Annotated in this window: 23 protein-coding genes; 11 read left to right on the top strand and 12 right to left on the bottom strand. The window is 62.8% G+C overall.

The window, feature by feature from the left end; translation table 11 throughout:
• The first annotated feature begins 1 nt into the window (after nt 1).
• Nucleotides 2–664, top strand: coding sequence for a response regulator transcription factor (locus LT40_RS02775; RefSeq protein WP_043186209.1), 663 nt, complete (start codon nt 2–4; stop codon nt 662–664).
• A gap of 15 nt (nt 665–679) precedes the next feature.
• On the opposite strand, the gene LT40_RS02770 is transcribed toward LT40_RS02775, so the two are convergent.
• The gene (locus tag LT40_RS02770) at nt 680–1783 is read right to left on the bottom strand and encodes a DUF1615 domain-containing protein (protein WP_043186206.1); all 1104 of its coding nucleotides are present in this window, start codon (nt 1781–1783) and stop codon (nt 680–682) included.
• Between the two features lie 102 nt (nt 1784–1885).
• Between LT40_RS02770 and LT40_RS02765 the strand changes: the two genes are divergently transcribed.
• Nucleotides 1886–2284: a hypothetical protein gene (locus LT40_RS02765; protein WP_084139868.1), complete on the top strand. Its 399-nt coding sequence runs from the start codon at nt 1886–1888 to the stop codon at nt 2282–2284.
• 90 nt (nt 2285–2374) lie between these two features.
• Nucleotides 2375–3145, top strand: coding sequence for a YkgJ family cysteine cluster protein (locus tag LT40_RS02760; RefSeq protein ID WP_043186203.1), 771 nt, complete (start codon nt 2375–2377; stop codon nt 3143–3145).
• Nucleotides 3146–3164: 19 nt separating this feature from the next.
• On the opposite strand, the gene LT40_RS02755 is transcribed toward LT40_RS02760, so the two are convergent.
• Genes LT40_RS02755 through cydP form a run of 5 tightly spaced genes read right to left on the bottom strand, consistent with a single transcriptional unit; the run spans nt 3165 to nt 6496 of the window.
• On the bottom strand, nt 3165–3455 hold the full coding sequence (locus LT40_RS02755) for a cyd operon YbgE family protein (protein WP_043186199.1): 291 nt from the start codon (nt 3453–3455) through the stop codon (nt 3165–3167).
• Nucleotides 3445–3561 (bottom strand): cytochrome bd-I oxidase subunit CydX, encoded by a 117-nt coding sequence (gene cydX / locus LT40_RS21060; RefSeq protein ID WP_043186195.1) that lies wholly within the window; start codon nt 3559–3561, stop codon nt 3445–3447. The genes LT40_RS02755 and cydX overlap by 11 nt, the downstream gene beginning before the upstream one ends.
• A gap of 12 nt (nt 3562–3573) precedes the next feature.
• Nucleotides 3574–4716, bottom strand: a complete 1143-nt coding sequence (gene cydB / locus LT40_RS02745) for a cytochrome d ubiquinol oxidase subunit II (protein WP_043186193.1) — start codon at nt 4714–4716, stop codon at nt 3574–3576.
• The gene (locus LT40_RS02740) at nt 4716–6302 is read right to left on the bottom strand and encodes a cytochrome ubiquinol oxidase subunit I (protein ID WP_043186191.1); all 1587 of its coding nucleotides are present in this window, start codon (nt 6300–6302) and stop codon (nt 4716–4718) included. Before LT40_RS02740 ends, cydB begins: the two co-directional genes overlap by 1 nt.
• Complete coding sequence (gene cydP, locus LT40_RS02735; RefSeq protein ID WP_043186189.1) at nt 6299–6496, bottom strand: cytochrome oxidase putative small subunit CydP; 198 nt, start codon at nt 6494–6496, stop codon at nt 6299–6301. The genes LT40_RS02740 and cydP overlap by 4 nt, the downstream gene beginning before the upstream one ends.
• 227 nt (nt 6497–6723) lie before the next feature.
• Here cydP and LT40_RS02730 point away from each other — a divergent pair, with 227 nt between their 5' ends.
• Nucleotides 6724–8835: a TonB-dependent siderophore receptor gene (locus tag LT40_RS02730; protein ID WP_043186186.1), complete on the top strand. Its 2112-nt coding sequence runs from the start codon at nt 6724–6726 to the stop codon at nt 8833–8835.
• 63 nt (nt 8836–8898) lie between these two features.
• Here LT40_RS02730 and LT40_RS02725 read toward each other — a convergent pair whose 3' ends face one another.
• Nucleotides 8899–10791 carry a methyl-accepting chemotaxis protein gene (locus tag LT40_RS02725; protein ID WP_043186184.1) on the bottom strand — a complete coding sequence of 631 codons (1893 nt, stop codon included), beginning with the start codon at nt 10789–10791 and terminating at the stop codon, nt 8899–8901.
• A gap of 227 nt (nt 10792–11018) precedes the next feature.
• On the opposite strand from LT40_RS02725, the gene LT40_RS02720 reads away from it, so the two are divergent.
• Complete coding sequence (locus LT40_RS02720; RefSeq protein ID WP_043186181.1) at nt 11019–11552, top strand: cytochrome b; 534 nt, start codon at nt 11019–11021, stop codon at nt 11550–11552.
• 29 nt (nt 11553–11581) lie between these two features.
• On the opposite strand, the gene LT40_RS02715 is transcribed toward LT40_RS02720, so the two are convergent.
• The gene (locus LT40_RS02715; protein ID WP_043186179.1) at nt 11582–13069 is read right to left on the bottom strand and encodes a YdgA family protein; all 1488 of its coding nucleotides are present in this window, start codon (nt 13067–13069) and stop codon (nt 11582–11584) included.
• 323 nt (nt 13070–13392) lie between these two features.
• Here LT40_RS02715 and LT40_RS02710 point away from each other — a divergent pair, with 323 nt between their 5' ends.
• Nucleotides 13393–13758: a response regulator gene (locus tag LT40_RS02710; protein ID WP_043186176.1), complete on the top strand. Its 366-nt coding sequence runs from the start codon at nt 13393–13395 to the stop codon at nt 13756–13758.
• Between the two features lie 80 nt (nt 13759–13838).
• Here LT40_RS02710 and LT40_RS02705 read toward each other — a convergent pair whose 3' ends face one another.
• From LT40_RS02705 to LT40_RS02695, 3 genes are all read right to left on the bottom strand, one after another.
• Nucleotides 13839–14516 carry a GNAT family N-acetyltransferase gene (locus LT40_RS02705; RefSeq protein WP_043186172.1) on the bottom strand — a complete coding sequence of 226 codons (678 nt, stop codon included), beginning with the start codon at nt 14514–14516 and terminating at the stop codon, nt 13839–13841.
• Nucleotides 14517–14644: 128 nt separating this feature from the next.
• Nucleotides 14645–15397 (bottom strand): SDR family oxidoreductase, encoded by a 753-nt coding sequence (locus tag LT40_RS02700; protein WP_043186171.1) that lies wholly within the window; start codon nt 15395–15397, stop codon nt 14645–14647.
• 20 nt (nt 15398–15417) lie between these two features.
• Nucleotides 15418–15774 (bottom strand): hypothetical protein, encoded by a 357-nt coding sequence (locus LT40_RS02695; RefSeq protein WP_043186169.1) that lies wholly within the window; start codon nt 15772–15774, stop codon nt 15418–15420.
• Between the two features lie 201 nt (nt 15775–15975).
• Between LT40_RS02695 and fnr the strand changes: the two genes are divergently transcribed.
• The 5 genes from fnr (at nt 15976) to LT40_RS02670 (ending at nt 20355) form a co-directional block, all read left to right on the top strand.
• The gene (gene fnr / locus LT40_RS02690) at nt 15976–16710 is read left to right on the top strand and encodes a fumarate/nitrate reduction transcriptional regulator Fnr (protein ID WP_043186166.1); all 735 of its coding nucleotides are present in this window, start codon (nt 15976–15978) and stop codon (nt 16708–16710) included.
• A gap of 76 nt (nt 16711–16786) precedes the next feature.
• Nucleotides 16787–17335: an adenine phosphoribosyltransferase gene (locus tag LT40_RS02685; RefSeq protein ID WP_043186164.1), complete on the top strand. Its 549-nt coding sequence runs from the start codon at nt 16787–16789 to the stop codon at nt 17333–17335.
• A gap of 107 nt (nt 17336–17442) precedes the next feature.
• A complete protein-coding gene (locus tag LT40_RS02680) occupies nt 17443–18504 on the top strand; it encodes an SDR family oxidoreductase (RefSeq protein WP_043186163.1) in 1062 nt (353 codons plus the stop codon).
• A 208-nt stretch (nt 18505–18712) separates the two neighbouring features.
• Nucleotides 18713–19435: a CatB-related O-acetyltransferase gene (locus LT40_RS02675; RefSeq protein ID WP_043186161.1), complete on the top strand. Its 723-nt coding sequence runs from the start codon at nt 18713–18715 to the stop codon at nt 19433–19435.
• A gap of 122 nt (nt 19436–19557) precedes the next feature.
• A complete protein-coding gene (locus LT40_RS02670; protein WP_043186159.1) occupies nt 19558–20355 on the top strand; it encodes an SDR family NAD(P)-dependent oxidoreductase in 798 nt (265 codons plus the stop codon).
• A 105-nt stretch (nt 20356–20460) separates the two neighbouring features.
• Here LT40_RS02670 and LT40_RS02665 read toward each other — a convergent pair whose 3' ends face one another.
• The gene (locus LT40_RS02665; RefSeq protein ID WP_043186156.1) at nt 20461–21327 is read right to left on the bottom strand and encodes a manganese catalase family protein; all 867 of its coding nucleotides are present in this window, start codon (nt 21325–21327) and stop codon (nt 20461–20463) included.
• Nucleotides 21328–21607: the final 280 nt, after the last annotated feature.

The following is a 21607-nucleotide window of genomic DNA, read 5'->3' as shown; positions in this document are numbered from 1 at the left end:
TATGAACCTGCTCTACATCAGCGATACGCCCGATCTGGCCCTGCAACGTGGGCTGGCGGAACACGACAGCACACTGTGCACGGTTGGCCTGGCCGCGGCCGCGTCGGCCTTGGCGCAAGGCCGGTACGGGTTCATCGTGCTGGCACTGGAACACGCCGGGCACGGGCTGTTGGAACACTGCCTGGCGCACCGAGGCGCCGCTACGGTGATGGTGCTGCTGGCCAACGACGATCGTCAGGCGCGTATTGCCGCCCTGCGCGCCGGGGCCGATGCCTGCCTGGCGCAGCCGGTCGCCCCTGCCGAGGTGCTGGCGCGCTTGCACGCACTGACCCGTCCACGTTCGCGTGCTGCGCTGCTGCCGCCCTCGCGCTTGTGGCTATCGCCCTCGCGGCTGGTGATCGGACGGGGCAAGCGCCAGCAGAATCTGACGGTCAGCGAGCATCGCCTGCTGGCCATGCTGGCAAGTACGCCCGGAGCGGTCAGTCGGGAGTCCATCGAGCACCAACTGTGGGGCGCGGGCCTTGCGCCCAAGACCGCCCTGATCGAACGCCACGTGTGCAACCTGCGCCGCAAGCTGGCTCAACTCGATTGCCCGCAGGCTCTGCAGACCCTGCGCGGTTTTGGCTACAGCCTGGCCGAGCCCCTGCTGCTACGGGCCGACTGAGCACGGCCCGAGCGCTCAGCGGGCACGGGTCATGCAGCGGGCGTAGCGCTCGTCGACCCGTTGGGCGAACCAGGCCGTGGTCAGGTTGCGGGTGATCTTCGGGCTCTGCAGCTTGATGCCCGGCAGGATCGCCCGCGGCACCGGCTTGCCTGCGGCCTTGTCGGCCAGGGCGAAGGTGCGCTGATAGAGCGTGGTCCTTTCGAAATCCAGGGTTTCACCCTCTTCCAGGCCACGGCGAATGTCGCGGTCGCTCATGCTCAAGCGGTTGCCCAGACCGCGTACCGCCAGCTCGGTGTTGCTCGCCGCACTGGAGTCGTAGCGGATCAGGTCGCCGTCGAGCGCCAGGCGGCCACCGGACAACTGGTTCACGGCATTCTGGAACGCAGCGTTGCGGCTGGCGTACCAGCCGGCGTTGAAATCGGCAAAGCGGTACAGGGGTCGCTCGTAGCTGGCCGGATAGCCAAGCAGATGGGCGATGCCGAAGTACATGCCGCCGCGCCGGGTGAACACTTCACGGCGAATCGAACCGTCCACGGTGTAGGGGTAGCCTGCGCGGTGCTTTTCGGCGAACTCGATGCTGACCTGCATCGGCCCGCCCGTGCGTACGGGGTTGAAGGTGCCGAACAGTTGCCGGCCCAAGGGGACCATGCCGGTGAAGTCATCGAAGATTTCGCTGAGCTGCTTCTCCGAGCGTGCGGCTTCCAGTCGTTGCGCATAGGACTTGCCGTCGCGCGATCGGATGCCCAAGGCTGTATCGACGAAAAAGCCGGGCACGTGCACGCGACCGGCGCGGCGATCGATTTCCTGGCGGGCGATCTTGCCCAGCCCCGGTACGGTGGGGTCGACCTGAAACGTAGACTCCTGCTCGGCCACTGCCAGCACGGCGCAGAGGTTTTCATCGGTACCGGGAATGCCCTGCACGTTCAGGGCGGTTTCGATATCGGCGGCCCAGCCTTCGCGGTCGGCGACCTTGCCGGGCAACAGTTGCACGAGCTTGGCCCGAACCTGCTCGGGCGAAGGCGCCGGGGCCTGGCTGCCGCGCTGGCTGGAACAGGCAGCGAGCAGTACGAGGAGGATGCTCAGTGCGCCATGGCGCACAGCGAGCCGGCTTCTGGACATGTAAGGCCTTGGCGAAGAATGAATTCGCGCCAGTATGGACGAGCAGTCGGCCTGTCGACAGCCCCTGTGCAAATACCCCGTGCGATGGCTATGCTGCTGGTCATGAACATGGCCCCTATCGCTCGCCAACCCTGCCCACCCGGCGCTTGCATCTGCGAGCGCGAACGCCTGCACGCGTCACCGGATGCGGACTGGCGCATCCTGCGCCTGACCCGCGAGGAAGAGAAACGCCTGCTCGAACGGCTCGAGAACGTGGAAAGCCTGGACGAACTGCGCCGCCTGCAACAGCGCATCTTCGATCAGCTGGGACTGCGCGTGGACGTCACGCCGGGGTCGAGCACGGTGCGCAGCATGCGTGGCATCGCCATCCACATCGAGGCATTGCCGGGCCTGTGCCGCAAGACCCGGCAAGCGATTCCGGCAGCGATTCGTCGCGGTTTGGAAAAGAACCCTCAAGTGGCGTACAGGTTGCTGGACGCCCACGACCTGCTCGGCGGCTGAAGCCAGGCTGGCACGGAATCTGCTCTCTCCCCTCTCACTGATGACGAAGCGCCATGTTTTCGTCATTCATCCAGTTCAGACGGGGTTTGCATGGACACACGTTTTTCTTGCACCGGTTGCGGCAAGTGCTGCAGCGATCATCACGTACCGTTGACCCTGGCCGAGGCCCGCGGCTGGGCGGAAGATGGCGGTCAGTTGATCGTGCTGCTCGAAGCCTTCCTGGAAAACGGCCCCGGCCTGCACAGCCTCAACCTCAGCCACGCGCAGCAGGAACATGCACGCCGTCGTTCACTGCCGGTGCTGTGCGGCAGCGCGCCCGCCTACGTGTCGATCACCTTCGCCGCCTACAACCTGGGCCCCTGCCGCAATCTGAACGCCGACAACCGCTGCGGTATCTACGCCGAGCGGCCTTTGGTGTGCCGGATCTACCCGATGGAGATCAACCCGCATATTCCCCTGCGTCCGGACATGAAGGACTGCCCCAGCGAAGCCTGGGCCACGGGCCCTGCGCTGATTGCCGGCGGACAGTTGGTGGACGCACCGCTGGCGGCGCTCATCGAGCAGTCGCGCCAGGCCGACCGTGACGACATTGCCGCCAAGGCACAGGTCTGCGCACAGTTGGGCATCCATACCGCTGCGCTCAAGGGCGACGGTTTCACCACCTACTTGCCGCAGCCTGCCGCGTTCCTTGCTGCGCTGCGCGAAGTCGACAACATGCCGATGCCGGCGGACAACCCGACGCGCTGGGACCTGCACATCCCGGATGAGGACCTGGCCCGGCGCCTGGCTGAAACCGGCGCGATGATCGCCGCCATCCTTGCCGACGACGCCATGTTCATCTCGCTGCGTCGCGCGGCCTGAACAACCGTTGTGGGTGGGTTCAGAGGTTACGCAACAGTACCCAGTAACCCAGGGCCATCAAGGCCCATCCCAGCACCGGGTGAAAGATCAGCCGCCACGCCCAGGCACGCGGGTCGAAGCCGACCCCATGCACGTAACCGGCGGCGATGCCCCACATCGTCAGGGTCAGCAGACCGTGGCTGTACTGGCCTTGGGCGTCGAGCACTGCCACCGGGTGCAGCAGCAACACCAGACTGATCGGCCCGGCGAGCAGCAATGACAGCCAGCGCCAGCCGGGGGTGCGCAGCGCAGGTGCGGCTTCAACGTTCATCCACAGGTTCCTCGTCCAGCGCGTTGGAGGCTTCCAGCCACAGGGCGTTGATGATGCCCAGGCTGCAGGCCAGCAGGACACCCAGAATCCAGGCGAAATACCACATAGTCAGGCTCCTTCAGTAAAGACTGTGCGAGTTTTGCTCGATCTGAGCGGTGGTGACGCGCCCCCACATGCGGCTGTAGCACCACAGGGTGTAGCAGAGGATCAGGGGTACGAAGATACCGGCGGCGACCAGCATGATGCCCAATGTCTTGTGGCTGGACACCGCGTCCCACACGGTCAGGCTCGACGCCGGATCGAGGCTGGAGGGCATCACGAACGGAAACAGGGCGAAGCCTGCGGTGCACAGGGTGCCGACGATGGCCAGGCTGCTGCCTGCAAACGCCAGCGACGCTCGCCGGGCGGCGGCAGCCAACAGTGCCAGCGCACCGCCGAGGATACCCAGCACCGGTGCGATGGCGGTCAGTGGATGGTGTACATAGTTGTCCATCCAGCCTGGGTTGCCGCTGACCACTGTCTTGGCCAAGGGGTTGAGCGCCAGCTGTGGATCGAGCATCGAGCTGAGCACCAGGCCTTGCACATGCCCGGTCGCCAGCCAGGCACCGGCGCCGCCGAAGGCCAGCACGAACAGCACCGCCATGGCCACGGCCGCCTGGCGGGCGCGCAGGGCGATGGCGCCTTCGGTGCGCATCATCAGCCAAGTCCCACCGTGTAGGCTCAACACGCTCAGGCTGACCACACCGGCGAGCAAGCCGAAGGGGCTGAGCAGCTGCCAGAACGAGCCGTGGTAGCTGGAGCGCAGGGTGTCGTCGAAACGGAACGGCAGGCCCAGCAGCAGGTTGCCGAAGGCGACGCCGAACACCAGCGCCGGTACCACGCCGCCCACGAACAAGCCCCAATCCCAGCTCTGCCGCCAGCGGGTGTTGGCCAGTTTGCTGCGGTAATCGAAGCCCACCGGACGCACGAACAGGGCGAACAGCACCAGCAGCAAGGCCCAGTAAAGACCGGAGAAGGCCGCCGCGTAGACCAGTGGCCAGGCTGCAAACAAGGCGCCGCCGGCCGTGATCAGCCAGACCTGATTGCCATCCCAGTGCGGCGCGATGGTGTTGATCACCACGCGGCGCTCGTTATCGTTGCGGCCGACGAAAGGCATCAACACGGCGGCGCCCAGGTCGAACCCGTCGGTCAGGGCAAAGCCGATCAACAGCACACCGACCAACACCCACCAGATCAGCTTGAGACTCTCGTAATCGAACATCAGTTGGCTCCCTGTGGCAGACCGTGGGGCAATGCGGCCCCGCGCTCAAAGTGATAGCGACCGGTGTGCAGGCTGCTCGGGCCCTGCCGGGTGAACTTGATCATCAGGTACATCTCGATCACCAGCAGCACCGTGTAGAACGCGGCCAAGGCCAGCAGCGAACCCCAGACGTCGCCCGTGGACAGGCTGGAAGCCGACAGGTGGGTGGGCAGCACCTCACCGATCGACCACGGTTGGCGGCCATGTTCGGCGACGTACCAGCCGGTCTGGGTCGCAACCCACGGCAACGGCAGGCTGAACAGCGCCCACTTGAGCAGCCAGGGCTTGCGCGTTTCATTGCGGCGGATCGAGGCCCAGAAGGCGCAGATGAACAGCCCGAGCATCAGCACACCGCTGAGCACCATGAGGCGGAAGGTCCAGAAGATCGACGCCACACCGGGGATCGAGTCCAGCGCGGCGGCTTCGATCTGCGCGTCGCTGGCGTCGACCACGGTGTCGGTGTATTTCTTCAGCAGCAGGCCATAGCCCAGATCCTTCTTGACGAGGTTGAAGGCGCTCAGGGTCTGTTCGCTGAGATCGCCGCCGCGCAGTTGCCCCAGCAGTGCATAGGCCTGCATGCCGTTGCGGATGCGCGCCTGGTGCTCGATCACCAGGTCCTTGATGCCGGTGACCTGCTTGTCCAGCGAGCGAGTAGCGATGATGCCCATCACATAGGGGATCTTCACCGCGTAGTCGGTGCGTTGTTCAGCCTGGTTGGGCAGGCCGAACAAGGTGAAGGCGGCCGGCGCCGGTTCGGTTTCCCACTCGGCCTCGATGGCCGCCAGCTTGGTTTTCTGCACGTCGCCGATCTCGTAGCCGGACTCATCGCCCAGCACGATCACCGACAGGATCGAGGCCATGCCGAACGCGGCGGCGATGGCGAACGAGCGCCGGGCGAAAGCGATGTCGCGGCCCTTGAGCAGGTACCAACTGGAAATCGCCAGGATGAACACCGCGCCGGTCACGTAGCCGGCGGCCACGGTGTGGACGAACTTGACCTGGGCCACCGGATTGAACAGCAGGTCGGTGAAGCTGGTGAGTTCCATGCGCATGGTGACGAAGTTGAACTCGGCGCCCACCGGGTTCTGCATCCAGCCGTTGGCGATCAGGATCCACAACGCGGAAAGGTTCGAGCCCAGCGCCACCAGCCAGGTCACCGCCAAGTGCTGCTTGCGTGAGAGGCGGTCCCAGCCGAAGAAGAACAAGCCGATGAAGGTCGATTCGAGAAAGAACGCCATCAGCCCTTCGATGGCCAGCGGCGCACCGAAGATATCGCCTACGTAGTGGCTGTAATAGGCCCAGTTGGTGCCGAACTGGAATTCCATGGTCAGCCCGGTGGTCACGCCCAGGGCAAAGTTGATGCCGAACAGCTTGCCCCAGAACTGGGTCATGTCCTTGTACACCTGCTTGCCGGTCATGACGTAGACCGATTCCATGGTGGCGAGCAGGAACGCCATGCCGATGGTCAGGGGCACGAACAGAAAGTGATAGAGCGCGGTCATGGCGAACTGCAGCCGAGAGAGGTCGACGACTGATTCGGAGATCATTTCAAGTTCTTCTCGAGAGGTGGGGAAGCGGAGCCGAGCACATGCTGGCCGACGGTGGTGCCGTCATCGTTGACGTCTACGCCCGCGTCGAACCACAGGCTGCGAATGCCCAGCAGCAGGACCAGCTTGATCAGCACAATCACGGCGATTTCCCGGGCGAGCGGTTTCTTGAGGAAGTCGAAGTGTCCGGACATGGGTGGCACTCGGTGTCGGGCGGGTCGGTAGGTGGGCGGATTTTCTGCCCGCACCGCCAGACGGCTATTGATCCAGATCAATGATTCTCGAGCGCCAAGCTGCGACCAAGCGCCACATCGGTTGGCTCAGGAAGGAACACCGCTTCCAGAGGATGTTGAAAAGAGCTAGGCAGCGGCGCAATTCATGACGTTATAATATAACTATAATCATCAATGGACTGCTGCACATGCGCTCACCTCGCTTCGCCCCCCTGGCCGGCTTCGCCTTCAGCGTGCTGGGGTTGCCCGCCTATGCCGAAACCCCACCCGAGACCCTTGAACTGGAAGCCATCAGCGTCACCGCTGGCGGCGAGATGGAGACGGCCAATGGCCCGGTCACAGGCTACCGCGCCACGCGCTCGGGCAGCGCGACCAAGACCGACGCTGCGATCAAGGACATCCCCCAGGCCGTGAGCGTGGTCCCGGTACAGGTTCTTCAGGACCTGGGCAGCACCAACGTGGAGCGGGCCCTGCAATACGCAGGTGGGGTGTCCCAGCAGAACAACTTCGGCGGGCTGACCCTGTACGAATACAGCGTGCGCGGCTTCACCACCTCGGAGTTCTACCGCGACGGTTTCAGCGCCAACCGTGGCTACCCCGCTACACCGGACGTGTCCAGCATCGAGCGCATCGAGGTGCTCAAGGGGCCGGCCGCCAGCCTGTACGGGCGGGGCGACCCCGGTGGGACGGTCAACATCGTCAGCAAGAAACCGCAGGCCGACTCCTTCGCTCGCCTGTACGGCAGCGCCGGCTCCTGGGACCGCTACCGCACCAGCCTGGATTTGAACACGCCGCTCGACGACGAGGGCAAGGTGCTTAGCCGGGTCAACCTGGCGGTGGAAGACAACCACAGCTTCCGTGACCATGTGCAGAACAAGCGGGTGTACGTGGCGCCCTCGCTGAGCTGGCAGCTCGACCCCGATACCTCGTTGCTGGTGGAGACCGAACTGGTGCGCCACCAGTCGGTGTTCGACCGCGGTGTGGTGGCACCTGGCAACGGTTGGGGTGGCGGTTCGCGACGCACCTTTCTGGGCGAGCCGAACGATGGCTTCATCGACAACGACAACAACCGTATCCAGGCCACGCTGGAGCACCGCCTCAGCGACGACTGGCAACTGCGCGTGGCCAGCCACTACAAACAGGGCGAGCTGAGCGGCGATGCCAGCGAGGCCCGCGCGCTCAACGCCGACGGACGCACCGTCAACCGCCGCTATCGCGAGCGCGACATGGATTGGCACGACAGCATCAGCCAGGTCGAGCTGCGCGGCTTTTTCGACACCGCCAGCGTGCAGCATGAGCTGTTGATTGGCAGCGAGTACGAGGACTACCGCAAGAACGAACGGGTAACGGCCACCGCCGGCGCCTACCCTATCGACATCTTCAACCCGGTGTATGGCCAGCCCAAGCCCACCGGTGCGCGCTCGGGCACCGATTTCCGCGAGCATGTGCGCAGCCACGCGCTGAACCTGCAGGATCAACTGGTCTTCAGCGAAAAGCTGCGCGGCATGCTGGGGGTTCGCTACGAGCATTTCGACCAGCGCATCGCCGACTACACCACGGGCAACCGCAGCACCCAGCGCCAGGACGCGTTCACCCAGCGCGCCGGCCTGCTTTACCAACTCACACCACAATGGGGCGTGTTCGCCAATGCCTCGACCTCGTTCAAGCCCAACAACGGGCTGGATGCCAGCGGCCGATCGTTCGACCCCGAAGAAGGCGTCGGCTACGAAGCTGGACTCAAAGCCGAGCTGTTCGACGAACGCCTGAGCGCCACCCTGGCAGCCTTTCACATCGACAAGGAAAACGTACTGGCGCTGGATCCGGCGAGCAATCTCAACCGCGCCATCGGCAAGGCACGCAGCCAGGGCATCGACCTGCAGTTCAGCGGCCAGTTGACCGACGCCGTGCGCCTGATCGGCGCCTATGCCTGGATCGATGCCGAGGTGACCGAAGGCGACGCCAACGTACCCAAGGGCAGCCGCATGCTCGGTGTGGCACGCAACAGTGCCAGCCTGCTGGGCGTCTACGAGTTTCAGGATGGCCGGCTACGCGGCTCCGATATCGGTGCAGCGTTCACCTACGTAGGCGACCGGTCCGGTCAGTCGGGGGGCAAGTTCGAGTTGCCCGCCTACCACACGGTCGACTTGCTGGCGCACTACAAGGCCAGCGACAAGGTCACTCTGGGCGTCAACCTGAACAACCTGTTGGACGAGAAGTACTTCGAGCGTTCCTACAGCAACTACTGGGCAATGCCTGGCGAGCCACGCAACCTGACCTTCAGCGTGGCGATGGATCTGTAGCACGCGGCCAGCGCTACGGCGACGTCTTCCCAGGAAGTCGCCGCAGCGGTGCGGGCCCAGCGGTCAGATGCGGAAACTGCCGACCAGTTGCTTGAGGCGCAATGCCTGCTGCTCGAGGTCGGCACACGCGCGCAAGGTGGACTGCAGGTTTTCCACGCCTTCCTGATTGAGCGTGTTGATCTCGGTAATATCGACGTTGATCGATTCCACCACCGCGGTCTGCTCCTCGGTTGCCGTGGCCACCGACTGGTTCATCCCATCGATCTCGCCAATGCGCTGGGTCACACTGACCAGACGTTCGCCGGCCTGGTTGGCGATGGTCACGCTGGACTCGCTCTGGCCTTGGCTCTCGTTCATCAAGATAACCGCCTGGCGTGCGCCCACCTGCAACTGCTCGATCATGCCCTGCACCTGCTGGGCGGATTCCTGGGTGCGGTGCGCCAGGTTGCGCACCTCGTCGGCGACCACGGCAAAGCCGCGCCCTGCCTCACCGGCTCGTGCCGCTTCGATGGCAGCATTGAGCGCGAGCAGATTGGTCTGCTGGGAAATGCTGGTGATCACTTCCAGGATCTGACCGATGTTCACCGTGCTGGCATTGAGGCTCTCGATGTTGCCGCACGAACCGCTGATCTTCTGCGACAGTAGGTTCATGGCACTGATGGTCTGGCCAACCACTGCCTGGCCATCGGCGGCCAGGTTGCGTGCGGCACTGGAGTGCTGCGAGGCCAGAGCAGCGTTCTGGGCGATTTCCTGCGCAGCGGCGCCCAGCTCGTTGATGGCCGCAGCCACGCTGCTGGTGCGATTGGCCTGTTGATCGGAGTTGAGCATCGAGGAATTCGAGGCGCTGACCACGCGCAGGGCGACTTCGTTGACCTGGCCTGTGGCCGAGGCCACTTCGCGGATGGAATCGTGGATACGCTCGACGAAGCGGTTGAAGGACAAGGCCAGGGCACCGAATTCGTCGGCACTATGGACGGTGAGGCGTCGGGTCAGGTCGCCCTCGCCTTCGGCGATGTCGTGCATGGCCCGGCCCATGGTGTGCAGCGGCTGCATCAACAGGCGAATCAGCATGCCGAGCAAGGCGATGATCAGGACCACGGCGACGATCGTGGCAATGACCGCCGAGCTGCGGAATTGGCTGAGCATCGCGTAGGCCTTGGCCTTGTCCATGCTCAGACCGATGTACCAGTCCACCGTGGGCAGCCCCTGGACCTTGGCGAAGGTAACGATGGACGGACGCCCGTCCTGCTCCACTTCGCTGACTTCGTCAGTGATACGTGGCGTGTTCTGCGGGTACACGTCTTTGAGCGACTTCATCACCAGCTGGCTGTCGGGATGCACCAGGATCTTGCCGTCGGCGCTGACCAGGAAGGCATAGCCACCGCCGTCGAAGTCCAGCGAGTTGATGGTCTTGACCAGAATGTCCAGGCTCAGGTCGCCACCCACCACGCCCACCGGCTGACCGTTGGCACCCATGGCCGGGGTGGCAATGGTGAGGATGGTCTTGCCGTTGGCAGCATCGATGTAGGGTTCGGTGAGGACGGTCCCACGCGCGTTCATGGCATCGGTGTACCAGGGCCGGGTGCGCGCATCGTAGCCCTCGGGCATGGTGTCCGGCGGCTCGAGGAAGTAGTTGCCGGACACATCGCCCAGGTAGGCGAAGTCGAAGTTGGCCAGCAGGGTCTTCTGCTTGAGCAGGGTACCTACCGCTTCGGCACTGGGGTTCAGCGCAACGCTTTCGGCCAGGGTTTCGGCCAACAGGATACGACCCGAAAGCCAATGCTCGATATTGGTGGCCGTGCCGCTGCCCATTTCGTGCAGATAGCTTTCCAGATCGTCACGGATGGCATTGCGTTGCAGGTAGTCGTTGTAGGCCGTGAACAGCGCAAAGGCTGCGGTCACGATGAGCGAAGCGGCCAGGAGAATCTTGTGGCTGAATTTCAGTGTTTTTTGCATGGCCGATAGGTCCGCTGTGTGATTGCGGGGACTATCGGCAGAAATGTGACGGTATTTAGCGTGGATCCAATAATAGCCTGAAGCCATTAGTCATTTCCGACTGCCGGTAGCGCTGCCGGTAGTAATTGGCAAATGACGGTCACGGACGATGGATCCGCCAATGAACAGCGATCCAGCCGGCGGGTCCAACCCGGATTGGGAATGGATGGGTCTTGTGGAGTGGAAAAATGGCGATCGAACGCTATAACGGCTTCGCGCAGGCGCTGCATTGGCTGACGGTCGCTGCACTGTGCCTGGTGTTGCCCTGTGTATGGGTCGCGGAGAATTTTCCGCCCGGCCCGGTGCGGGTGCTGTGGTACCTGGCGCACGAATCCATGGGCATCAGTGTCGGCCTGCTGGTGCTGATCCGGCTGACTTGGCGCTGGCGCCATCGAGCGCCGGCCTATCAGCCCGAGATCGGAGCCGGCACGCGGGCGTTGGCTCACCTGAACCATGGTCTTCTGTACGCGGTGTTACTGGCCATGCCAGTGACCGGCTACATGATGGCCGGTAATGGCCAGGACGTGCCGTTCTTCGGCCTGGTATCACTGCCAGGATTCGCCAGGAACGAGGATTTGGGCAAATTGGCCAACACCGTACATGTGTGGGGCCAATTTGCGGTGTACGGTTTGATCGTCATGCACGTGGCAGCCGTGGTGTGGCACGTGGCGGTGCGCCGGGACGGCATGCTCGAGCGCATGCTGCCGCCACAGCGCGACTGACACGTGTGAAACGCGCAGCCGACGCGGCGTCAGCGCTGCCCCATGATGCCGACTTGGCCAAGCACCTGGGCGAACTGCTGCAGGGGCATTTTCCGACCGTTGAAATCGACCATGGCATCGTCGTAGCGCAAGGTGGCGCGCAGGTGCTCGCCTTCATCCTTGACCAGGCCGAGCATTTGCCCCAGTCCGGCGATGGTGGCGCTCAGATCGCTTCCGGCCTGGGCCACACGCGCCGGGTCGGTCTGCCCCTGCAGGCCGGCCTGCAGGCTGCCCACGTCCGCCAGCATGGGCTTGGACAGTTGCAAGTCGGCTTGCAGACTGCCGATCAGGGCTGGCCAATAGGCCGGCGAGCCCAGCTGTGCCGGTGCCGGGTTGGCCAGGTGGGCCGTCATGCTCAGATGGCTCTCGCCATGCTCGGTGGCCAGGCTCAGCTTTTCCAACTGCAGCAAGGGTTTGGCATCCAGCAACTTGCCGACAACCGTTTCCAGCTGTTGGCGATGCGCCAGGCTCAGACGCAGCGGCGGTAGCGTGCCGTCGGGCAATGGCGTCTGCCACTGGGGTGCAATGACGGTTCGATACAGATCGCCGAACTCGCGGCTGGCGGCGATATCGACGTTGGCCAGCTTGACGCTCATCTGCAGCGCCCCGACCGGACGGCCGGCGTAGTTCAGGGCTGCGACGCTGTAGCTGGCCTGGATATCCAGATTGCCCTCCACCTCCTGCATCAGCCCGGAAACGGAGAGGTTTTCGACCTGAACGGGTGCGACCTCGGCGCCCTGCAGGCTGGCTCGGGCCAGTTTGAGGTCGGAGTGCCCCAGGTACAGGCCGGACGCACCCAGGGTGCCTCCGGTATCGAAACTCAAGCCTTTGAACTGCGCCTGCAGACGACCCGCCTGACCTGCGACGTCGGCGAGCAGTTCGTCACTGTGACCGGTCAGACTGTAGTGGCTGGCGTCGGCGCTCAACACCAGGCGGGCGGTCAATCCGGAAAATTTCACGGTGTCGTTGCCCTCGCGGGCGTCGAGTGGCAGCAGTTGCAAGCGTGTATCGCTGGCGCCGTCGTAACCGATGCTGACCTGGCCGCGCAATGGCGGCTGATTCTGGCTCATGGCGAACCAGGCCTGGGTGTCGGCATTGCGCTCGAGCTCGAAGTTGCTCGCCGCCATCACCGGCATCAGCCGCAAGGCCTTGAGGTGCGACCAGGGCAACGGGCCGTGCTCGATGTGATCGACGAGCAGCAGTTCACGACTTTGCGGCTTACCGTCGGCTTGCACGCCATGGAGCTGGATTCGATAGTGCGCGGTGCTGGTGAAGAAGCGTCGATCCAGGGACGCCAGTTCGATCTGCATGCCCGGCTGGCCGTCGACAGCCAAGGAGGCCGCCAGCTCACGGTTGGCCTGGGCGATGGCGTTGCTCAGCACCGGCTCCAGCTGGGTGCCGGTGTACCAGGCCCCGCCGACGGTGGCGGCGGCCGCCACGACGACGATGCCACCGATGATGCCTGTTGCTTTGTTCATGATCGGACTCATTGAAAGGATACCGGGCTTACGGCGACGCTATGGCGCAAGCAAATGGCCGAGCGACAACGACGACGCATTGCGCGGCAGGTTAGCATTTGCACAGGCTGAGCAACCAAGCAAAGGAAACCCCCAGGGCGGGAAAGTGATACTGCCCATGACTGGGTTCGATAACCTCCGACCAGCGGGAATCTCTTTGCATATTCGTTACTTGTACGCAACAGTTTATGCCCTTTCGTCAGTCTTTTTTTTGCAGCATAGAACCCTTGCAAGTTGTATCAGTCGATTGCATAGACGCTGATGCCTCATTGAAGAGACGCCCTATGACTACCGCCTCCATTCTTGTCCTCGAAGACGAGGACCTTATTCGCCTTCTGCTGACGACGGTGCTCGAAGACGCAGGTTTCGAAGTGACGGCGTTCGCGACCGCCGACCAGGGCTACAGCTTTCTGGAAACGCATCCGGGCGAAGTGAACATGGTCGTCAGCGATATCCGCATGCCTGGGCAAATGGACGGCTACGATCTGAGCAAGATGGCCGCCGAGCGCTGGCCGGATCTGCCCATCCTGTTGACCTCCGGTTACTCGGGTCGCGACCTGGAGTTGGGGCCCAATGTGCAGTTTCTGCCCAAGCCGTGGAGTAATGAGCGGTTGTTGAGCAAGGTGAACACGTCTTTGCATATGCATTGAGGCGCGTTTGGGCGGTGTGGCGTAGATCGCTGACGCGGCTTGCGCCGCTGCTACAGGGGTGGTGTTCGGTGGTGGATGGTTCAGAGTGAATCTCTGGCGAAGGTGGCGGCTTGGCGGGTCATCTGGTCGAGCTGCCTGTCGCGTTTCTTCTCGGCCTCGAGCATTGCCTTGCGGCCATGTTGATTGAGCAGATAGGCGTGAATCTGCCTCACTTCCACTGAGGCATAGATAGGCGCCACATCCAGCACCGCAATGGGCTGGTCGGTGGCTGTGCCATCGCTGCTCAGCTTGATCTGCGGTCCCTGAGCGCCAATGATCTGAAACCCCAACTTTTCGAACCAACTTACCTTGCCCGGCACACATGCCAGCTCGACGTGCGCATGGCGTTGCGTGATCGCATCTAACATGGCACGCGCCACACCCATACGGCGCCGAGGCGTACGCACGGCCACGTAGGCCACGGTGCACACCGAGGGATCGTGCTCGGCTCGCAGGAACAGGGCAAAGCCGTCCAGGATGTCCGGGTGCGCTTCATCGAACGCCAACACCAGCTCCGGTTTCACCTCACGGCCACCCGCCATCGCTTCGAGGTACAGGTGCACTTCGTAGCCGACGCCGTACTGGTAGAGCTGATACAGCGGATTGCTCGGCGTGATGCCGAGGCTGCTGATATCGGTGAGGTAATCGACCACCATTTGCAGCAAATGACTTTTGATGTCTTCGCTAGGTGCCGAACTGGAATGATGGATCAGTGACATCGGTGGCAAGGCTCCGGCTGGATGCGCGCGAGTGAACGAGCGCGCATGATAAACCCTGGCCAGCCCCGGTCGACAGTCTCGTAACACTCGCACGCCCACTGAAGGCCTGAAAGCTGGAAGGACTCGCCTCAGCCTCGCCCCACGAACGGCATGTTGGTTGCCATGACCGTCATGTTCAGTACGTTTGCCGACAACGGCAGCTTGGCGATGTAGCGCACCGCGTCGACGACATGGACCATGTCGACCATGGGCTCGATGGCGATGTCGCCATTGGCCTGGCGAACGCCTTTGGTCATGCGTGCCGACAGCTCGGTCAGGGCATTGCCGATATCGATCTGGCTGCAGGCGATGTTGAACTCGCGGCCATCGAGCGCCAGGCTTTTGGTGATGCCCAGCACCGCGTGCTTGCTGGCGGTGTAGGGCATGCTGAAGCTACGCGGTGTGTGCGCCGAGATCGAGCCGTTGTTGATGATCCGCCCGCCCTGCGGCTGCTGTCGGCGCATCAGGCCGAACGCTGCGCGGCAACACAGGAACACTCCGGTGACGTTGGTCTGCAGCACGTCGGCCCACTTGGCCACGTCCAACTCGTCGATCGGCACTGCGGGCGCGCCGATGCCGGCATTGTTGAAGATGACGTCGAGGCGCCCGTAGGTCTGCTCGACCGTGGCGAACAAGGCATCGACGCTGTCGCTGTCGCGGACGTCGGCCGCCACTGCCAGAGCTTCACCGCCCTGCTCGGCGATCATGTGAGCCACAGCCTGCACGGTTTCCAGGCGCCTGCCTGCCAGCACCACGCAGAATCCATCCGCTGCAAGCCCCAGGGCGGTCGCTCGGCCAATGCCGCTGCCGGCACCTGTCACCAACGCTATCTTCTTCGACATGCTTGTTTCTCCGGTTTAGGTCAGTTGCTGTCCGCCGCTCGCCCCTTGCGTTCCTGGATCATCTGCTCGCCGCTCTGCTGGCGCTGTTGCTGCAGCGTGTCGGTGGTATCGGGTACTGAAGCGGGCGCAGGCTGTAGGATCGTACTCGAACTTCGATTGGCCGGGGCGCGATTCATGCTGCTGGACGGGTTGCGCGTGGTATTGGCCTGGGGCGGTGCGCTGTTGGCAGCCGGAGCGGAATTGACCGCAGGAGCGGACACCGAGCCCGCTGCGGGGCTTGCGGCGCTCACGCCTGGCGCGGCACCGACGCCGCATGAGGCCGACAGGAGCATGCCGATCACCCCGCTGTATTTCAGGGCACGAAAAAGCGTGTTCATGGGTGTGTACCTTTGGCTGTGACGCGGTGGGATTCCTGTTGTAGCTGAGCCTGTGGTGCACGCGTAGTTCCCCTGGCTCCTGTTTCCCAAGCTCGACTGTTCCTCCAGCCCAATGGCGGCTGTTGGCCTGGAAGACGCTGGCTGGGTTACCCTTGTGCCGTCACACGTACTCATAGAAATGTTTCAACAAGGATCGAAACAATGCCTGAGCCGGCGAAAAACCGTGCCCCCCATCAAGCCCACTGCAAGGACTGCAGCCTGGCGCCCCTGTGCCTGCCCTTGTCCCTGGAGCTGGCTGACATGGACGCCCTGGACGACATCGTCAAGCGCGGCCGTCCCTTGAAGAAAGGCGAGTACCTGTTCCGCCAGGGTGAAGCCTTCGACGCGGTGTACGCGGTACGTTCAGGCGCCTTGAAGACGTTCAGCCTCAGCGACAACGGTGAGGAGCAGATCACCGGCTTCCACTTGCCCAGTGAACTGCTCGGGCTGTCCGGGGTGGACACGCAGACGTACCCGGTCACTGCGCAGGCGCAGGAAACCACGTCGGTGTGCGAGATCCCCTTCGAGCGCCTGGACGAACTGTCGGTGCAACTGCCGCAGTTGCGTCGCCAACTGATGCGGGTGATGAGCCGCGAGATCCGCGACGATCAACAGATGATGCTGCTGCTGTCGAAAAAGACCGCCGACGAGCGCATCGCCACTTTTCTCGTCAACCTTTCGGCTCGGCACACCGCGCGCGGCTATTCGGCGGTGCAGTTCCGCCTGAGCATGTCGCGCAACGAGATCGGCAACTTTCTCGGCCTGGCAGTGGAGACGGTGTCGCGGGTGTTCACCCGCTTCCAGCAGGGCGGCCTGCTCCAGGCCCAAGGCAAGGAAGTGCGCATCCTGGATGCGCAGCAGCTGTGTGCCGTGGCTGGCGGTACGATGCTCGACTGAACGCAGCCGGTGGGGCAGTACTGGCAAGCGGTGAAGGTTATACTGCGCCATCCCTGCCCTTCCAGAGCTATGACCGATGGTTTTCGACGAACACAGTTTCAAGTTCCTGATCCGCCCCGTGCCGGATTTCCCCAAGCCGGGCGTGGTGTTTCGCGACATCACCCCGCTGTTCCAGTCGCCCAAGGCCTTGCGTCTGGTGATCGACAGTTTCGTGCACCGCTACATCGACGCCCAGTTCAGCCACATCGGGGCGATGGATGCGCGCGGGTTTCTGATCGGATCCATCGTCGCCCATGAACTGAACAAGCCGCTGATCCTGTTCCGCAAGCAAGGCAAGCTGCCAGCGCATGTGCTGTGCGAGGGTTACCAAACCGAATACGGCGAAGCGTTTCTCGAAGTGCACGCCGACAGCCTGTGCGAAGGCGATTCGCTGGTGCTGTTCGATGACCTGATTGCCACCGGCGGCACGCTGATCGCCGCGGCCAATCTGGTCAGGCGCATGGGCGCCGAGGTGTTCGAGGCCGCCGCCATCATCGACCTGCCCGAGCTGCAGGGCTCGCAGCGTCTGCAAGACGCTGGCGTTGGTACGTTCTGCCTGACTCGCTTCGCCTTGGACGAGCGCTAACACCTCCGGGAGCAGACCCGCGACTCCCCGTCGCAGACGATCCAATGCAGTCCCCAGCTTGATGTTGCGGTCCAAAACCGCAGCATCCACTCACAACTGGAGACAACATGACTCATTCTGCATTGGTAGTAGGCGCCAGCGGCATCGTTGGCAGCGCCACGTCACGGCTGCTGCTGGACCAGGGCTGGCAGGTTGCCGGTTTGGCCCGCAAGCCCGCCGTGGCCGAGGGTGTCATCCCTGTCCAGGCCGACCTGATGGACCCTGAGTCCCTGGCCACGGCACTGGCCGACCACACGCCCAGCCACGTCTTTTTGACCACCTGGGCACGCCAGGACACCGAAGCGGAGAACATCCGCGTCAACGCCGCCATGGTGCGCAACGTGCTCGATGCCTTGCGCGCGGCCGGCAGCATCAAGCACGTGGCTTTGGTCACCGGCCTTAAGCACTACCTGGGCCCGTTCGAGAACTACGGCAAGGGCAGCTTGCCACAGACGCCTTTTCGTGAAGAACAGGGCCGCCTGGACGTCGAGAACTTCTATTACGCCCAGGAAGACGAAGTGTTCGCTGCGGCCGAGCGCGATGGTTTCACCTGGAGCGTGCACCGCCCGCACACCATTACCGGTGTCGCGGTAGGCAACGCCATGAACATGGCCACCACCCTGGCGGTGTACGCGTCCGTCTGCAAGGCGACCGGCCGGCCGTTCGTGTTCCCTGGTTCGCGGGTGCAGTGGGACAGCCTGACCGACATGACCGACGCGCGACTGTTGGCCAAGCAACTGCTCTGGGCCAGCACTACGCCTGCGGCGGCCAACCAGGCCTTCAACGTGACCAATGGCGATGTGTTTCGCTGGAGCTGGATGTGGCAGCAGATCGCCAATTGGTTCGGCGTCGAGGCCGCGCCTTTCCCGCAGCAGGTTACGCCGCTGGCCGAGCAGATGGCCGACGATGCTGCGGTGTGGCAGCAGTTGGCGAACGAGCATGGCCTGCGCGAAGCCGATATCGACCGCCTGGTTTCGCCGTGGCACACCGATGCCGACCTTGGCCGGCCGATCGAGGTGGTCACCGACGTGTCCAAGAGCCGTCGGTTGGGTTTCACCGAGTTCCAGGCCAGCGATCAGGCATTTTTCGACGTGTTCGAGAAGCTGCGTAGCGAGCGTTTGATTCCTTGAGACCGTCGGCGCTGTGTCCGGGAGATAGCAGTGCATTGAGCTGTGGTCTGCATCAGTGGGAGCGGTCGTTGGCCGCGAAGAGAGTCTCGCCAATCAACTGATGCACCGCAGCGCACTCTTCGCGGCCAAAGACCGCTCCCACAGGGCGTTTACAGGGGTAGTGTATGAGATATGCTTGCGGACCGTTTGGCTGATCCGGACCCTTGCAATGAACGTTCTCAAACGCGCCCTTCTCGACCGTAAGCTGAAGAAAGCCCTGGCGGCGCGCAAGTGTCGCCTGGACTGTGGCAGTCGCGGATTGCGCAATGGCATCGAGCTGACGCTGGAGGAAGGCGTCAAGCTGCATGACGTCAAGCTGTTCGGGCAGCGTCTGAGCATCGGCGCGCACACTGACATCATGAGCGGTGCCGAACTGCATGAAGTGTCCGAGATCGGCCGCTACTGTTCCATCGCCGCTGGAACGGTCATCGGCCATAGCCGCCAGTCGCACCCGCTGGGCTGGCTGTCCACCCACAGCAAGCTGTTCGCCTTGCGTGCCGCGCGCACGCCCGAGGCGGCCGGCTATTACGTGAGCGCCCCAACCACGCTGGGGCATGACGTGTGGATCGGACGCGATGCAATGATCATGGACGGCATCAGCATCGGCACGGGCGCGGTGGTGGGGGCACAGTCGTTGGTCAACAAAGACGTGCCGCCCTATGCCATCGTCGCCGGGACCCCGGCGCGGGTGATTCGCTACCGCTTCGACCCCGATACCATTGCGCGATTGCTGGCCAGCCAGTGGTGGCAAGTGGCGCCCGAAGCGCTGGCCGAACTGCCCATGGAACAACCCGAAGCACTGCTCCAGGCCCTGACGACGGCACCCCTGGAGCCGCTGCAACCGCGCCGGATCAAGCTGCACAGCGCACCGTGGCGCATCGAAGCGGTTTGACCTGCAAGCACCGCCCTGCCCTTCCCGGCCCGTGCAGCCCGCTCAAGAAGAATGATTGAATCCCAGTCAGGCCTTGCCTGTCACAACTGCACATTCACTCATTGTGCGAACGAGAGGCTGGTATGGATTTGGGAATCAAAGGGCGCGTGGCGCTCATCACTGGCGGCAGCGGTGGCCTGGGTCTGGCGACTGCCAAATTGCTGGGCGAGGAAGGCGTCAGCATCGTGCTGTCGGACAACGATGCGAGCAAGCTCGAACAGGTGGCCGCGCAATTGCCCGACACCGTGTTGACGGTCGTGGCCGATGTTACCGACCAGCAGCAGGTCGATCATCTGGTGGCGCAGGCAGAAGCCCGTTTCGGCCAGATCGACATCGTGGTGCACACCGCAGGTGTCACCGGTGCCAAGGGCGACCCACTGGCATTGTCCGACGCTGACTACCTGGAAGCCTGGAACACCGACTTCTTTTCCGCCGTGCGCGTGGCTCGGGCGACCATTCCACACATGCGCGAACGCCAGTGGGGTCGCTTTGTCTGCATCACTTCGGAGAACGCGGTACAGCCGTACTGGGAAGAAGCGGTGTACAACGTGGCCAAGGCAGGACTGGCCGCATTCATCAAGAACCTGTCCTACAAGGAGGCAGGCTTTGGGGTACTGTGCAACACCGTTGCGCCCGCCTTCATCGAAACGCCGATGACCGACGGCATGATGGAACAGCGCGCACAGCAGATGGGCGTTTCGTTCGAAGAGGCCATTGAAAGTTTCCTGGAAGAAGAACGGCCAGGCATCGTGCAGAAACGCCGTGGCAAGGTCGAAGAAGTGGCTTCGGTGATCGCCATGCTGGTTTCGGAACGGGCGTCTTTCGTCAACGGCAGCAACGTTCGGGTCGACGGCGGTTCGGTGCAAGCTGTTCAGAACTGACGGCACCGTAGCGATCGGGCAGCATAAAAAAACCTCCCCGCAGTCAGACTGCGGGGAGGTTTTTTCAATACCGTCTGACCTGTATAGCAGTCAGGTCGAAATGCGTTACGCCTTGCCTGAACCCAGATCGGCACCGGTGATCGGATTGGCATCCGGATCGGACTGGGTGCGCATTCTCATGGCGTCCAGTACATCGGCATCGTCTGCCGACAAGGTCACTGACGCACTGCCGTCACCGCCATCGACAGCGGGTTCGGGCGACTCGACGAACTCCCACTCTTCACCCTGGTTCCACGGCCCGCGTACATTGGGCTCACCCGACATGTTGAAATACTTGTTGGTGAACTCTGGCATACCCGGCAACTTGCCCTGGGGAAAGTTGGGTTGAATGGAGTGCAGGGCTTTTTCGAAGGACAATTGATGCGCTATTTCACGGGTCATCAAGAAGCCCAGTGCTTCTTTCACGCCTGGATCGTCCGTCACGTTCATCAAACGTTCATAGACAATCTTGGCCCGCGACTCGGCGGCAATGTTGGAACGCATATCGGCAGTGGGTTCACCGATGGTATCGATATAAGCGGCGGTCCAAGGTACACCGGCCGAATTGACCAATGGCGCACCGGCACCGTACAGCAGACTGGTGATATGTGAATCATTGCCAGCGCCGTTGATGGCACGGTACAACTCGCCTTCTTCCTGCACGCCTTCGGCCAGTTGCCCTTTGGCGCCCTTGTTGAGCATGACGATGATCGAACCCACGATTTCCAGGTGGCTCAGCTCTTCGGTGGCGATCGACATCAGCAGGTCCTTGCGGCCTGGATCATCCTCGGCCAACGCCTGGGTGAAGTAGCGTGCCGCTGCAGCCAGTTCACCTTGGGCGCCGCCGAATTGTTCCAGCAACAGGTTAGCCAACCCGGGGTTGGGTGCCGCAACACGCACGGTGTATTGCAAACGCTTGTTATGCAAGAACATGGTCAATTCCTCAGGCTATCTAGTTATGCTGTCTATTCATGGATCGGCACACCGAGACTCCCGATGAACGAGAGTGACTGAAACAACGCCGTCCTAACTAGGAAGATAGTTCTCGCCGTTAATGCCATTTATATCGCGCAGCCGGACGAAAGGTTATTTGAGAAAGAATGACTGCTGGCACATTAACATGGGTTTATCGATTCAATGTTATTGCAATGATAGTTATTCAACCTGGCCAATAATCAATAATGCGTCTGTGTCAGTAGTGCATTCATCCGTG

Source organism: Pseudomonas rhizosphaerae (assembly GCF_000761155.1).
Taxonomy (GTDB): domain Bacteria; phylum Pseudomonadota; class Gammaproteobacteria; order Pseudomonadales; family Pseudomonadaceae; genus Aquipseudomonas; species Aquipseudomonas rhizosphaerae.
The sequence above is the reverse complement of the archived record's forward strand: the minus strand, read 5'-3'. Positions and strand labels throughout refer to the sequence as shown.